The 13412-nt window shown below is 56.8% G+C and carries 16 protein-coding genes; 13 read left to right on the forward strand and 3 right to left on the reverse strand.

Annotated elements, in window-relative coordinates; all coding sequences use genetic code 11:
* Positions 1-37: 37 nt before the first annotated feature.
* The 3 genes from Q0O33_RS05505 to Q0O33_RS05515 all read left to right on the forward strand — a co-directional run bounded on the left by Q0O33_RS05505 (position 38) and on the right by Q0O33_RS05515 (position 3164).
* The gene (locus tag Q0O33_RS05505; protein WP_295497133.1) at positions 38-1045 is read left to right on the forward strand and encodes a fumarylacetoacetate hydrolase family protein; all 1008 of its coding nucleotides are present in this window, start codon (positions 38-40) and stop codon (positions 1043-1045) included.
* A gap of 77 nt (positions 1046-1122) precedes the next feature.
* Positions 1123-2058, forward strand: a complete 936-nt coding sequence (locus tag Q0O33_RS05510) for an alpha/beta hydrolase (RefSeq protein ID WP_295497135.1) — start codon at positions 1123-1125, stop codon at positions 2056-2058.
* Positions 2055-3164, forward strand: coding sequence for an FAD-dependent oxidoreductase (locus Q0O33_RS05515; RefSeq protein ID WP_295497136.1), 1110 nt, complete (start codon positions 2055-2057; stop codon positions 3162-3164). Before Q0O33_RS05510 ends, Q0O33_RS05515 begins: the two co-directional genes overlap by 4 nt.
* Here Q0O33_RS05515 and rnhA read toward each other — a convergent pair.
* Genes rnhA through ispH form a run of 3 tightly spaced genes read right to left on the reverse strand, consistent with a single transcriptional unit; the run spans position 3161 to position 5539 of the window.
* Positions 3161-3601, reverse strand: coding sequence for a ribonuclease HI (rnhA, locus tag Q0O33_RS05520; protein ID WP_295497137.1), 441 nt, complete (start codon positions 3599-3601; stop codon positions 3161-3163). The genes Q0O33_RS05515 and rnhA overlap by 4 nt on opposite strands.
* Entirely contained in the window at positions 3598-4572 is a 975-nt protein-coding gene (gene thrB / locus Q0O33_RS05525) for a homoserine kinase (protein WP_295497139.1), read from the reverse strand. Before thrB ends, rnhA begins: the two co-directional genes overlap by 4 nt.
* A 1-nt stretch (position 4573) precedes the next feature.
* Entirely contained in the window at positions 4574-5539 is a 966-nt protein-coding gene (gene ispH, locus Q0O33_RS05530; protein WP_295497141.1) for a 4-hydroxy-3-methylbut-2-enyl diphosphate reductase, read from the reverse strand.
* Positions 5540-5675: 136 nt separating this feature from the next.
* Between ispH and Q0O33_RS05535 the strand changes: the two genes are divergently transcribed.
* The 10 genes from Q0O33_RS05535 (at position 5676) to tatC (ending at position 13247) form a co-directional block, all read left to right on the forward strand.
* The gene (locus Q0O33_RS05535; protein ID WP_295497143.1) at positions 5676-6326 is read left to right on the forward strand and encodes a hypothetical protein; all 651 of its coding nucleotides are present in this window, start codon (positions 5676-5678) and stop codon (positions 6324-6326) included.
* A gap of 25 nt (positions 6327-6351) precedes the next feature.
* Positions 6352-8073 carry an arginine--tRNA ligase gene (argS, locus tag Q0O33_RS05540; protein WP_295497145.1) on the forward strand — a complete coding sequence of 574 codons (1722 nt, stop codon included), beginning with the start codon at positions 6352-6354 and terminating at the stop codon, positions 8071-8073.
* Positions 8074-8092: 19 nt separating this feature from the next.
* The gene (locus Q0O33_RS05545) at positions 8093-8752 is read left to right on the forward strand and encodes an SPOR domain-containing protein (RefSeq protein WP_295497165.1); all 660 of its coding nucleotides are present in this window, start codon (positions 8093-8095) and stop codon (positions 8750-8752) included.
* Between the two features lie 40 nt (positions 8753-8792).
* Complete coding sequence (locus Q0O33_RS05550; protein WP_295497147.1) at positions 8793-9299, forward strand: DUF1993 domain-containing protein; 507 nt, start codon at positions 8793-8795, stop codon at positions 9297-9299.
* Between the two features lie 75 nt (positions 9300-9374).
* Complete coding sequence (gene nagZ / locus Q0O33_RS05555; RefSeq protein WP_295497149.1) at positions 9375-10424, forward strand: beta-N-acetylhexosaminidase; 1050 nt, start codon at positions 9375-9377, stop codon at positions 10422-10424.
* A gap of 8 nt (positions 10425-10432) precedes the next feature.
* Complete coding sequence (locus tag Q0O33_RS05560; RefSeq protein ID WP_295497167.1) at positions 10433-11212, forward strand: ScpA family protein; 780 nt, start codon at positions 10433-10435, stop codon at positions 11210-11212.
* Complete coding sequence (gene scpB, locus Q0O33_RS05565; protein ID WP_295497151.1) at positions 11209-11817, forward strand: SMC-Scp complex subunit ScpB; 609 nt, start codon at positions 11209-11211, stop codon at positions 11815-11817. Before Q0O33_RS05560 ends, scpB begins: the two co-directional genes overlap by 4 nt.
* A 64-nt stretch (positions 11818-11881) precedes the next feature.
* The gene (locus tag Q0O33_RS05570; protein ID WP_295497153.1) at positions 11882-12103 is read left to right on the forward strand and encodes a twin-arginine translocase TatA/TatE family subunit; all 222 of its coding nucleotides are present in this window, start codon (positions 11882-11884) and stop codon (positions 12101-12103) included.
* A 47-nt stretch (positions 12104-12150) separates the two neighbouring features.
* Positions 12151-12483, forward strand: a complete 333-nt coding sequence (tatB, locus tag Q0O33_RS05575; protein ID WP_295497155.1) for a Sec-independent protein translocase protein TatB — start codon at positions 12151-12153, stop codon at positions 12481-12483.
* Positions 12480-13247 carry a twin-arginine translocase subunit TatC gene (tatC, locus tag Q0O33_RS05580; protein WP_295497157.1) on the forward strand — a complete coding sequence of 256 codons (768 nt, stop codon included), beginning with the start codon at positions 12480-12482 and terminating at the stop codon, positions 13245-13247. The genes tatB and tatC overlap by 4 nt, the downstream gene beginning before the upstream one ends.
* The last annotated feature ends 165 nt before the right edge of the window (positions 13248-13412 follow it).

Raw genomic sequence — 13412 nt, forward strand, 5'->3', positions numbered from 1 at the left:
ATATCGTTGCATGATGGACAAAAGCCGGAGAAAACCCATGAAACTTGCATCATTGAAGTCGGGCCGTGACGGACATCTGGTTGTCGTGTCGGACAATCTTGCTTGGTACGCCGATGCCGCGCATATCGTCCCGACGTTGCAGGCCGCCCTTGACGATTGGGAAGAGTTTGCGCCCCGGTTGCAAGCGCTGGCGACAGATCTTGAACATGCTGTCATTCCGCGTCAACGTTTCCACGAACATGACGCCGCCGCACCTTTGCCGCGCGCCTATCAATGGGCGGACGGTTCGGCTTATGTCAATCATGTCGAATTGGTCCGCAAAGCGCGGGGCGCCGTTTTGCCGGAAAGTTTCTGGCATGACCCATTAATGTATCAGGGCGGATCAGACGCATTCATGGGCGCGCGCGACGACATCTCCTTGGCCGACGAAGCCTGGGGATGTGACTTGGAGGCGGAGATTGTTGTGGTGACGGGCGATGTGCCGCAAGGAACATCGCCGGCGGACGCCTTGTCTCATGTCCGGCTGGTTGGCCTTGTGAATGATGTGTCCTTACGTAATCTGATCCCTGCCGAGTTGGAAAAGGGCTTTGGCTTTGTTCAATCGAAACCCGCCAGCGCTTTATCGCCGGTGTTCGTCACGCCGGACAGCCTTGGCGACTATTGGAAGGATGGAAAGCTGCACCGTCCATTGAATGTTGACCTTAATGGTGAGGCATTTGGACGCGCGGTGGCTTCGGACGATTGCACCTTTGATTTTGGAACTTTGATCGCGCATCTCGCCAAGACGCGCAATATCGGGGCAGGGTCGATTATCGGTTCGGGCACAGTATCCAACCGTGATGCCGATGGCGGTCCTGGCAAGCCCGTCGCCGCTGGCGGCTTGGGCTATAGCTGTTTGGCCGAAGTCCGCATGGTCGAGAAAATCCAGACGGGCGACATGGCGACACCATTCCTGAAGGACGGCGATGTTGTGCGGATTGAAGTGCTCGACAAGGCCGGACACAGCATCTTTGGCGCTATTGAGCAGACCGTCCGTAAAAGTTGAAGGGGAATGCACTCCCCACTTAAATATCCATACCGCATATATTACGAAAGACGGCCATGCCCATAACCAACACACCAATGAACCGACGCATCATTCCGGCTGAAGCGGTGGAAAGCATCTGGCATGCCGCCGACCAATGGGCCATTCGCCGTATTGATTGGCAGGGGGCAAACCCGCCGCGCGGGTCATTATTGTTCCTACCGGGGCGCGGCGACCATTATGAGAAATATTTGGAGACGCTGGCCTATTATGCCGATGCCGGCTGGCGCGTAACGGCGATCGACTGGCGCGGGCAGGGCGAATCCGGACGGCTATTGGCGGACCCGCATGTTGGCCATATCGATGATTTCGCAACTTGGATTGCCGACCTGCGGTATTTCTGGAGTGCTTGGAAAAGGGAAACGCCCGGCCCGCATGTTGTTATGGCACACAGCATGGGCGGACAACTGGCCATGCGTGCTTTGGTGGAACAGGCGATGGACCCTGACGCGGTCGTGTTGAGCGCGCCGATGTTGGGCATTCAAACCGGCGGCCTGCCGCTGGCCCTGAACCACGCTTTTGCCAAGCTAATGGTCAAAATCGGCAAGGGCGAGGATGCCGCGTGGAAAGTCAGCGAGAAGCCGATGTCGCCCATGGAGATGCGTGGCAAAATGTTGACACATGATGACGACCGTTACGAAGACGAAATCGCTTGGTGGAAATCGCGCCCGAATGTCAAATTAGGCCCGCCAAGCTGGCATTGGATCGAACGCGCGATTGCATCGATCCGCATGTTGGAAGCGCCAGGTCTGTTGGAGGCGGTAAAGACGCCTATCTTGCTGCTCGCGACCACCGCCGATCAATTGGTTAGCACCCCGCGCGTGATCGCCGACAGCAAGCGCTTGCCACATGCAGAGACGCTGATCTTCGGCAAGGAAGCCGCGCATGAATTGTTGCGAGAGGCAGATCCCGTGCGTGACCAGTGCCTTGCACGGATCGACAGCTTTCTGGAAGCCAACGCACCGCGACCATGAGCGACTTTGACTTTGCGATTATTGGGGCCGGTATTGCTGGCGCAAGCCTTGCGGCCCAATTGTCCGCGCGGGCATCGGTGGTATTGATCGAGGCCGAGGCCCATCCCGGTTATCATTCGACGGGTCGATCCGCGGCTTTTTGGGTCGAGTGCTATGGCGGGCCGGGGGTTCAGCCGCTTACCACCGCTTCGGGCCCGTTTCTGGCCAAGCCACCTGCGGATTTCCATGACGGCCCATTGATGCACAAGCGCGGCGCGCTGCACATCGGCACATTGGAACAGACGCCGATGGCAGAGAATATGCTCACCGAATTCGCGGCCAGCGGCGTGCAGATCGACGTCAATGATCGCGCTGCAGTTGAAACGCGTGTCCCCGGACTACGCAGCGATTGGACACATGGTCTTTGGGAGCCAGATTGTTGCGACATTGACGTTGCCGCGCTCCACGCCGCGTATTTGCGCCAAGCCAAACGACAAGGCACAGCGCTATTCTGCAACAGTCGCCTGCATGCCGCGAATTGGCGAAATGGCGCATGGCAGATCGCAGCAGGCAGCCTGAACTGCGCGGCAAAAATCATCATTAACGCGGCGGGCGCATGGGCCGATGACGTGGCGCGGTTGGCGCAGGTCCGGCCCTTGGGCATCCAACCCTATCGCCGCACTATCGCACAATTGGTCGTGTCGCCAGATGTTCCGGCAGACTTGCCTTTGGTTATTGGGTTGGACGGTAGCTTTTACTTCAAGCCCGATGCGGGCGGCCGCTTATGGCTTAGCCCGCATGACGAAACTGCAACCCCGGCTTGCGACGCTGCGCCTGAGGAATTGGACATCGCCACCGCCATTGATCGCCTGCAGACCGTGGTCGATTGGGACATTCAGCGCGTCGAACATAAATGGGCCGGGCTGCGCAGTTTCGCACCGGATCGATTGCCCGTCATTGGCCGCGATAAGGCGAATGACGCGTTTTTCTGGTTCGCAGGGCAGGGCGGATTTGGAATCCAGACCGCACCCGCCGCAGCACAGCTTGCTGGGTCATTGCTCGATGACGCTATCGTCGCGCCGTCCAAGGTCGACGCGGCAGTCTACACACCATCGCGGTTTCTTTAACGCTGCGCCGCAACCTCCGCCGCGTCACTTGCCAGCCGGTCGGCGCGTTCATTTTCAGGGTGGCCATTATGGCCTTTCACCCAAATCCACTCGACCTGATGCCGGGCAACGGCATCGATCAAATCACGCCATAAATCGGCATTGCGGACGGGCTGCTTGGATGCGTTTTTCCATCCATTGCGTTGCCAGCCATGGATCCATTTGGTGATTCCATCGAGGACATATTTGCTGTCGGTGTGCAGTTTGACATGGCACGGCTCGATCAGGATTTTGAGCGCCTGTATCGCAGCAGAAAGCTCCATCCGGTTATTGGTGGTGTCGGGATCGCCGCCCGAAATTTCTTTTTCATGCTTGCCATAGCGGATTACAGCGCCCCAACCGCCCGGCCCGGGGTTGCCCTTGCACGCGCCATCGGTAAATACCTCAAGCTGTTTCAAGAATGTTGCCCCAACATGTTTTCAACTTGCTTGCCGTCGCTGTAAAAATCCAGTCGGCGCAGGAAAGCCATCGGGTCTTTGCGCGTTACAAGCGCATTTGCAGGCGTGTTAATCCAGTCATAGCAACGTGTGAGCAGAAACCGCAAACATGCACCACGTAGCAATATAGGCAAAGCCTTCCGCGTTGCCGCGTCCAAGGGCATGCAATCGGCATAGCCCGACAACATGCCGGCGCTCACCTCTGCATCAAAAGCGGCGCCATCATTGGAAAAGCACCATGCGCTATGGGTCACTGCCAAATCATAAGCGCGGATTTCCGTGCAGGCGAAATAAAAGTCTATTAGCCCACTGACATGGTCGCCCAGCATCAGGACATTGTCCGGAAACAGATCGGCATGGATCCCCGCGACGGGTAGATTATTTGGCCAATGCGCCTCGAGATAATCACACTCGGCAAGCACCCGCGCCGACAGGCCTGCCGCAATGGATTCAAGGCCGTCAACGGTGCAACGCATCGCCAATGGCCGCCATGCCGCAACGCCAAGGCTATTGGGGCGCGTCAAAGTGAAATTGGCGAGCGCCTTATGCATATGGCCCAATGCCGCGCCGGTCGAATGTGCTTGTGCCGGCGTCGGCTCGGTGACGGATACGCCATCGAGAAACTCAATTAAGCAAGCCGGGCGGCCTGCCACCGTCTGAAGCCATTGGCCGTCACGATCCGTGATAAACTGTGGCACTTTGCACCCTGCATCATGCAAATGTTTCAGCAGGGCGTAGAAAAACGGCAGATCATCAGGGTTTACGCGGGTTTCATATAAAGTCAGGATGAAACGGCATTGCGTTGTTTGCACGAAGAAATTGCTGTTTTCGACGCCCTCGGCAATGCCCTTCAACGCGACAAGTTTGCCGACATCATAATGCGCCAGCAATGCATCAACCTGCTGCGGCCCTAACTGCGTATAAACCGCCAAATCAGCTCGCCGCGCCAACCAGTTCGCGGGGCAGTTTGAACGTGACAGTCTCTTCTGCAGTCGTCACCTGCTGCTCATCCAAATCGAAATGCAATGCGAGTGCGTCAATAATCTCACGCACCAAAACTTCAGGGGCCGACGCACCTGCGGTCAAGCCGAGCGTTTTGACTTCATCAAACCAGTTGAGGCTAATCTCTTCGGCGCGCTGCACCAGATAGGCCTTCGCGCCGGAACGCGCGGCAACCTCAACCAGACGCTGGGAGTTTGAGCTGTTTGGCGCGCCGATAACAAGGACAAGGTCACATTTAGGCGCAATCGCTTTGACCGATTCTTGACGGTTGGAGGTGGCGTAACAAATGTCCTCGCCCTTTGGCCCGACGATATTGGGGAAACGTTGTTGAAGGATCCCCACGATTTCCGATGTATCATCCACCGACAATGTCGTTTGCGTCAAAAATGCGAGATTATTCTGGTCTGCGGGCGCAATTGAACGCGCATCGTCGGCGGTTTCGACTAAAGTCATCGCGCCAATGGGCACTTGGCCAAAGGTACCGATGACTTCGGGATGTCCTTCATGGCCCACAAAAATGATATGGCGGCCGGCCTCAACCTGTCGTTCGGCTTGCTTGTGGACTTTTGAAACCAAGGGGCAGGTCGCATCGAAATAGGCGAGACCGCGTTGTTGCGCATTGGCGGGCACCGATTTGGGCACTCCATGTGCGGAAAATACGACATGGCAACCATCGGGCACTTCGTCGAGCTCTTCGACAAAGACCGCGCCTTTGGCTTTTAGGCTGTCGACCACATAACGGTTGTGAACGATTTCGTGGCGGACATAGACTGGCGCGCCATGTTGTTCGAGCGCAAGCTCGACGATCTGGATGGCTCGGTCAACGCCAGCGCAAAAACCACGGGGCGCGGCCAAAAGCAGCCGGATCGATTTTTTTGGAGTTGATTGTTCAGTCATGCGACATCTTCTTTAGATAAAGTCGCTGCATCCGCCAAGACCTTTCCCCTGTTGCGCAGGCCGCGATGGGGGGATAAGGACCAAATCACGTTTCGCACCCGCGACCCAAGCCTAAGAACCCCGAGGATTGTCCTTTATGAACTTTGCCGCCAAAGCCCTGACCATCGGTATTGCCGCAGCTACTTTGGCCGGTTGCTCACGCGAGGGCGATCTGGATGTCGCTGCTGGTGTTGGGGTAAATGTCACGCGCTCGGGCTGCCCAACGGTTGCGGTGCCCGACGGCACGGGTGACATTACCATTTTCAACCCAACGAACAGCACGGACGCCGACGCTATCGACGTGGTTGCGACGATCACCAATATTCGCCCCACGTGCAACGAAAGCGGCGAGAAAATCTTTTCGCAGGCGACATTCGATGTGCAAGCGCGGCGGAGCGATGTGCGCGGCAGCCGCACCTTAACCGTGCCTTATTTCAATACGGTGGTTCAAGGCGGGAGCGCCGTTATTGCAAAGCGTGTCGGTCAAGTGACATTGCAATTCGCCGATGGCCAGCAACGCGCATCGGCTCAGGCGCAAGCCGCTGGCTATATCGACAAGAACGCGGCCAGCTTGCACGCCGAAATCGTCCAGAAAATCACCAAGAAGCGCAAGCCAGGGGACCCCGACGCAGCGCTTGACCCCATGGCCGATCCCGAAGTGCGCGCGGCGGTTGTCCGATCAAGCTTTGAAATACTCATCGGATTTCAGCTGACCGAAGATCAGCTGCGTTACAATGTCACGCGTTGATCCGCGTTAATTTCAAGGCACAGTCATGACTCTTTTTGAACAATATGCAGCGCATGTCGACCATGCGCTGAACGCACTTGTGGCGCTCGGAGCCTTGCCGGCGGATTTGGACCGTAGCAATGTAACGGTCGAGCCGCCGCGTGATGCGACCCATGGCGATATCTCTACCAATGCGGCAATGGTGCTGGCGAAACCCGCCGGAACCAACCCGCGCGCCTTGGCGGAGGCTTTGTCAGTTGAACTGGCGAAGGTTCTGGGCGTTCTATCGGTTGAAATTGCCGGGCCTGGGTTCCTTAACTTGCGGCTCGATGCGTCGGCATGGCTTGATGAGTTGCGCGCTATGGCGGCCTCGGGCGATGATTATGGGCGGTCGCATTTGGGCGATGGCAAGTCGGTGAATATTGAATATGTATCCGCTAACCCGACTGGCCCCATGCATATGGGCCATTGCCGCGGTGCTGTGGTCGGTGATGCTTTGGCTAAATTGCTGGAATTTGCCGGTTACCGCGTGATCCGCGAATATTATATCAACGATGCGGGCGGCCAAGTCGATGTCCTCGCGCGGTCAGCGCATTTGCGCTATCGTGAGGCACTGGGCGAGACCATAGAAATTGCGGAAGGGCTATATCCGGGTGATTATCTGGTCCCCGTAGGTCAGCAGCTGGCAAAGCATTTTGGTGACCAATATGTCGCCGCGCCAGAACACGAATGGCTTGCGTTATTCCGCAAGGCCGCCGTTGCCGAAATGATGGAGATGATCAAGGCGGACTTGGCCTTGCTGGGCATTCATCATGACTTGTTTTCGTCTGAAGCTGAGCTGCATGAGGCAGGCAAGGCCGATGTCGCTGAAAAGGAACTGCGCGCGCGCGGACTTGTTTACGATGGCGAATTGGAAAAGCCAAAGGGTAAGGAAATCGAAGATTGGGAGCCCGTGACTTTGCCCTTGTTCCGGTCAACGCAATTTGGCGATGACCAAGACCGTCCCATTAAGAAATCCAACGGCAGCTGGACCTATTTTGGCGCGGATCTCGCTTATCATTTCCAGAAAAGCCAAGGCGTCGATGCAATGATCGACATTTGGGGCGCGGACCATGCGGGTACCGTCAAGCGGATCAAGGCGGCGGTCAATGCGCTGACCGGTGGTAAGGTCGATTTCGATGTGAAGCTGGTGCAGATGGTGCGCCTGCTGCGCGGCGGTGAACCTGTGAAAATGTCCAAACGCTCCGGCAGCTTCGTGACCTTGGCCGAGGTCATTGAAGAAGTGGGTAAGGACGTTGTCCGCTTTACGATGCTGACCCGCAAGGCCGACGCCCAGATGGATTTTGATTTCGCCAAGGTGGTTGAAGCTTCAAAGGACAATCCGGTATTTTACGTGCAATATGCCCATGCGCGCATATCGTCGACCATGCGCAAGGCAGAACTCGAAGGCCTTGGTCCCGATGGCGCGCATATCGCGTTGCTGGGCAATGCGGAAATCAGCCTCATCCGCGAAGCGGCAAATTTCCCACGGATCGTTGAGGCTGCCGCAAAATCAGGCGAGCCGCACAGAATTGCATTTTATCTTAATGATTTGGCAGCAGCGTTTCATGCCTATTGGAACCTCGGTAATGACCAACCCGATAAGCGCTTTATATTGGCACAAAATCCCGAAATGACAGGCGCAAGGCTTTTCATGGCGCACAATATCGGGCAAGTTCTGCGCAATGGATTGCGGCTGATGGGGGTTGAAGCCGCTTACAACATGTAGGGATTGGGGACGTGACGTGATGGACCGCAACGATGATGGGCTGAATCTCGACGACAATGATCGCTTGCCGTGGCTCGAAACCGCTGACGGTAATTCGGCTACCGCTAACGGATCGCCCATGAGTGTCACCTTGTGGGTGGTTGCGGGTTTGGTCTTGCTCATGGCGATTGCCGGGGGGCTCTATTGGCTTCAACCGCGCCAAGCGAGCGGAGCAAACGGCGCGGGTGAACTGATCGCTGCACCCAAAGGCAGTTACAAGGAAAAGCCTGCGGATGCTGGGGGCAAAATCTTCGAAGGTGAAGGCGATTCCGCCTTTGCCGCAAGCGAAGGGCAGAAAACAGGCGCTGTGCTTGCGGTTCCGCCCGCTAACTCGGTTGCGGCACCTGAGCCTGTGGCGGCGAAGCCAACTATCCCTGCTGCCACCAATAGCGCGCCTGCAAATGTCGTGTTGGTGCAGCTTGGCGCGTTCGGCGATTCCGCCAAGGCCGAAGCGGCATGGACCGGTCTGAACAAACGCTTTGGCTTTCTGGCGGGCATGAACCGCAAAATTGCCCAAATCAATGTCGAAGGCGGGCGCACGGTTTTCCGCCTGCAAGCCGTCACTGCTAATTCTACCGAAGCACAGCAACTCTGCGCCAAGCTGAAGGTCGCGGGTGAGAATTGCTTGATCGTTCGGTAATTGCACCTAATGCCGCCGAGTAACCTTAAGGGAAAAGAATATGCCTGCTTTATACGATGTCTCCATTCCTGCCTTCATTCGCGGCTTGAAAAACCTCTCGAACATGCTCGAAAAGGGTAAGGTCTTTGCCGCTGAAAAGGGCATGGATTTGACTGAGTTGCTGAATGCGCGGCTGATTGACGACATGGCCCCGCTGACAAAGCAAGTGCAGATGACAACCGATACGGCGAAGTCTGTCGCGGTCCGCGTCGGCCAAGTGGAAAACCAACCTTGGGCCGATGATGAGGTGGCCTTTGATGATGTCCAAGCTCGCGTGGCCAAGGCCATATCCTTTCTACAAGCCGCATCACCCGATGGTTTTGAAGCCCGCGAAGATGCAAAGGTCGTGCTGACAACGCCTAGCGGCGACATTCCCTTCACTGGCAGCAGTTATGTCCACGGCTTTGCTATCCCCAATTTCTTCTTTCATCTCAGCATGGCCTATGCCCTGTTGCGGATGAAGGGTGTGCCCGTGGGCAAGCTCGATTTTCTGGGCGCTATCCGGTAATTATACACAGCTAAAGCGCCACATCCGGCCGCTCGATACTTGCCTTGCGGTGGCGGCGGGCTTAGCGTTCCTCCCATGAAGCCGGTAATATTTGGCCTATCGGGCCTGACCCTGACGGATGATGAAAAACGCCTGTTTCGCGATGTCGAGCCAGCCGGCTATATTCTATTCAAGCGCAATATCGAAGATCGCGCGCAGGTCCGCGCGCTGACCGATAGCTTGCGGACGTTGCATGGGCGCGACACTGTGCCGATCCTGATTGATCAAGAGGGCGGCCGTGTCGCGCGGATGCGTCCGCCGGTCTGGCCGGACTTCCCCGCTGGCGGCGCGTTTGATGCGTTGTACGATATCGCGCCCATTACCGCGATTGAGGCGGCACGGTGCAATGCAGAGGCGATTGCGCTCTCGCTCAACGAAGTCGGCATCAATGTTGATTGCTTGCCCGTTCTTGATGTGCGCGTGCCTGACACGCATTCCGCCATTGGTGACCGCGCTTTGGGAAGTGACCCCATGCGCGTGGCGGCATTGGGCCGCGCGATCCTTGATGGTCTTGCCTTGGGCGGCGTCATCGGCGTCGTCAAGCATATGCCGGGGCAGGGCCGCGCCACGGTCGACACCCATCATGATTTGCCGCATGTCACCGCAAGCGCACCGGAACTTGAGCAAGACCTTGCCCCCTTCCGCGCTCTCAACACGGCCGCGATGGGCATGACGGGCCATGTTGTCTATGATGTTTGGGACAAGACGCACACGGCAACCATGTCGCGCTTTGTCATTGACGACATCATCCGCCAGCGTGTCGGTTTCGACGGCCTGTTGATGAGTGACGACCTCGATATGAACGCGTTGCAAGGCGATGTCGCAAGCCGTGCTTTGGCCTGCGTACAGGCGGGTTGCGATCTTGCACTCAATTGCTGGGGTCGCTTTGATGAGATGGTCGCAATTGCGAACAACCTGCCCGAAATTACGGCTGCTGCCCGTGCGCGCCTTGACCGCGCGATGGCAATTGCGCCCGTGTCGTTCAACGCCGACCGACTGGCACAACTGCTCGACAAGCGCGACCAACTGCTGGCCTTGGCCGACACGCAGGCAAAGCTCACGGGCGGGGCCACTGGCGCGGCATGACCGAGCTGATGCTATTTGACGCAGAGGACGCCCTCCGCGACGAGAGCGCTGCCAAAGCGGAATTTGGCCCCGATGTTCTGACGATCGATATTGACGGCTGGGAAGGGCCGCTGGACCTATTGCTCGCGCTCGCCCGCAATCAAAAGGTCGATTTGCGGCAATTGTCTATTCTCGCCTTGGTCGAACAATATCTGGTGTTCATTGATGAGGCACGCGCGCTGAAACTCGAGCTCGCTGCCGATTATTTGGTGATGGCGGCGTGGTTGGCCTATCTGAAATCGGCATTGTTGCTACCGAAGGACCCGACGGTTGATCCGTCGCCGGAGGAGCTTGCTTTGCGCCTGCAATTACGGCTGGAGCGGCTGAACGCCATGCGTGAAAGCGGCGCGCGGCTGATGGCGCGCGACCGAATTGGCCGCGACGTGTTTTTGCGCGGCACACCCGAGGGGTTGCGCGTGGTCAAAGCGCGGGCGTGGGAATGTGATTATTTTGAACTGATTACCGCTTATGGCCAAATCAACGCCCGCACCGCGCCCGCGATGCACATCGTTAAAAAGCGCCAAGTCATGACGTTGGAGCAAGCGTTGGAGCGCGTATCGGCCATGATTGGCCTTGCAATTGACTGGACTGCGATACATGCATTTCTGCCGCCGATGGCAGACTCGGCCTTGCGTAAATCGGCTTTGGCCTCCAGCTTTGTCGCGGCCTTGGAACTTGCCAAACGTGGGGTTGCCGATTTGCAGCAAGAGGCGACCTTCGCGCCGTTGATGGTGCGGAAAAAAGCATGATGACTGAAACCGACCCTGATCTGCGCGCGGTAGAAGCAACCTTGTTCGCCAGCGACCAGCCGATGACCGTCGAACAAATTCGCGGCTATGTCGGCGATAGCGTCGATGTTGTGGCAGCGCTCACGCAATTGGCAGCGCATTATGACGGCCGCGGCATTGAACTCGTCCAGCGCGGCAAGACTTGGCATTTCCAAACTGCCGCTGATCTTGCACATTTGTTGCGCCGCGAACGCGAAGAAAGCCGCAAGCTCAGCCGCGCTGCGGTCGAGACATTGGCAATCATCGCCTATCATGAACCCGTCAGTCGCGCAGAGATTGAGGCCATTCGCGGCGTGCAGATTTCAAAAGGTACGCTGGATGTCTTGATGGAAGCAGGATGGGTACGCCCTGCTGGCCGTCGCGAAGTGCCGGGGCGGCCTTTACTTTTCGCCACGACGGCAGGTTTCCTGACGCATTTCGGCCTGACCAGCCGCAAGGATTTGCCGGGAATTGCAGACCTGAAAGCTGCCGGCTTGCTGGACCCGATTGATAGCGCAATGGGTGAAATGTTATTTGCAGGCGAAGAAAGTGACGGCGAACTGGCAATTGATGAAAACAACGCCTAAATAGGTGAAGGAAATGCGACATAGGGGTCGCAATATCCGGGGCGCGCCCCGTTAGGAGTTTGAAATGGGTGGTTTTAGCATCTGGCACTGGCTTATTGTTGGCATTTTGGTGTTGCTCTTGTTCGGCAAGGGCCGTTTTTCCGACATGATGGGCGACGTCGCCAAAGGCATTAAAAGCTTTAAAAGGGGCATGAGCGAAGACGACGAAGCGCCTAAAGCGCCGCCGCAAATTGGTGCAAATACGACGGTTGACGCTGAAAAGCAGACTGACAAGACTCAAGGTTAAGTCATTGACTATGAAGCATCATTTACCCTCGACGCCGGGGGTCGGACGTGTTTGACATCGCCTCATCCGAACTGTTGCTTGTCGTCCTTGTGGCGCTTTTGGTCATTGGGCCAAAGGATTTGCCAAAGGCATTGCGCTTTGTCGGTAAATGGGTGGGTAAGGCGCGCGGTGTCGCGGCGCATTTTCGGTCGGGCTTTGACGAAATGGTGCGCCAGTCCGAACTCGAAGACCTTGAGAAAAAGTGGAAGGCCGAAAATGAGCGCATCATGCGCGCGCACCCCGCCGATCCACGCGCAGATGTTATCGGCGATGACCCTGCAACACATATAGCAGAAACGTCCGTCGTATCGCCGCCCACCGAGACGGCAGCTAAGACATGAGCGATATCGACAACAGCAAAATGCCCTTGCTTGATCATTTGATTGAGCTGCGCAGTCGTCTGCTCTGGAGCTTTTTGGCGCTCGCCATTGCCTTTGGCGTAAGTCTCTATTTCGCACGGCCGATCTTCGGCTTTCTGGTGCAACCCTTGCTCGCGTCGGGCCAGACGAAACTGATTTATACCGCGATATTCGAGGCATTTTTTGTCGAGATTAAGGTCGCGTTTTTTGCAGCCACCTTCTTCTCTTTCCCGGTGTTCGCCACGCAATTATGGCGCTTCGTCGCACCCGGCCTCTACAGCAAAGAAAAGCGGGCTTTTCTGCCATTCTTGCTCGCAACGCCGGTTTTGTTCATCACTGGCGCGTCTATGGCCTATTTCATGGCTATCCCCGTCGCGCTGGAATATTTGCTGGGTTTTGGCGGTACTGTCGGCGGTGTTGAGCAACAGGCGCTTCCGGGTGTCGATAATTATCTCAATTTCGTGATGAAGTTCATTTTTGGTTTTGGCATTTCATTCTTGCTGCCGGTGTTGCTGATGCTGTTGGAGCGGGCAGGCATTGTGACGCTGGAGCAGCTTAAGAGCGCACGGCGTTATGCCATTGTCGGCGCCTTTGCCATCGCCGCCGTCCTCACGCCCCCCGATGTTGTCTCGCAGTTGCTGCTCGCGATCCCCTTGTGCATATTGTACGAACTTGCGCTTATCGCCATCTGGTTCACCCGCCGCCGCCGCAAAAAGGCCGAGGCCACTGAAGAGGCTGCGTTGTAGATTTTACACGTTTTTACTTTCCTACAAATAACCAGATAGGTTATCTGATTCGCGTCATGCAGGCTGCGGTCTAGAACGTGGGTCGGGATGATGGGAACGCTGGCGTGGAAACATGCTGGCACGGCCGGCGCGATAGGGTGTTTGCTTCTGCCTTTTAAAAGGGCC

The sequence above is a fragment of the Sphingorhabdus sp. EL138 genome (genome assembly GCF_945862485.1).
In the GTDB taxonomy this organism is placed as follows: domain Bacteria; phylum Pseudomonadota; class Alphaproteobacteria; order Sphingomonadales; family Sphingomonadaceae; genus Sphingorhabdus_B.

Coding starts and splice junctions, on each gene's coding strand:
- nagZ (WP_295497149.1), top strand. CDS start 9,375: ATGAAGCCGGTAATATTTGGCCTATCGGGCCTGACCCTGACGGATGAT.
- Q0O33_RS05505 (WP_295497133.1), top strand. CDS start 38: ATGAAACTTGCATCATTGAAGTCGGGCCGTGACGGACATCTGGTTGTC.
- Q0O33_RS05570 (WP_295497153.1), top strand. CDS start 11,882: ATGGGTGGTTTTAGCATCTGGCACTGGCTTATTGTTGGCATTTTGGTG.
- Q0O33_RS05515 (WP_295497136.1), top strand. CDS start 2,055: ATGAGCGACTTTGACTTTGCGATTATTGGGGCCGGTATTGCTGGCGCA.
- Q0O33_RS05510 (WP_295497135.1), top strand. CDS start 1,123: ATGAACCGACGCATCATTCCGGCTGAAGCGGTGGAAAGCATCTGGCAT.
- Q0O33_RS05535 (WP_295497143.1), top strand. CDS start 5,676: ATGAACTTTGCCGCCAAAGCCCTGACCATCGGTATTGCCGCAGCTACT.
- Q0O33_RS05550 (WP_295497147.1), top strand. CDS start 8,793: ATGCCTGCTTTATACGATGTCTCCATTCCTGCCTTCATTCGCGGCTTG.
- Q0O33_RS05545 (WP_295497165.1), top strand. CDS start 8,093: ATGGACCGCAACGATGATGGGCTGAATCTCGACGACAATGATCGCTTG.
- Q0O33_RS05560 (WP_295497167.1), top strand. CDS start 10,433: ATGCTATTTGACGCAGAGGACGCCCTCCGCGACGAGAGCGCTGCCAAA.
- ispH (WP_295497141.1), bottom strand. CDS start 5,539: ATGACTGAACAATCAACTCCAAAAAAATCGATCCGGCTGCTTTTGGCC.
- scpB (WP_295497151.1), top strand. CDS start 11,209: ATGATGACTGAAACCGACCCTGATCTGCGCGCGGTAGAAGCAACCTTG.
- tatC (WP_295497157.1), top strand. CDS start 12,480: ATGAGCGATATCGACAACAGCAAAATGCCCTTGCTTGATCATTTGATT.
- argS (WP_295497145.1), top strand. CDS start 6,352: ATGACTCTTTTTGAACAATATGCAGCGCATGTCGACCATGCGCTGAAC.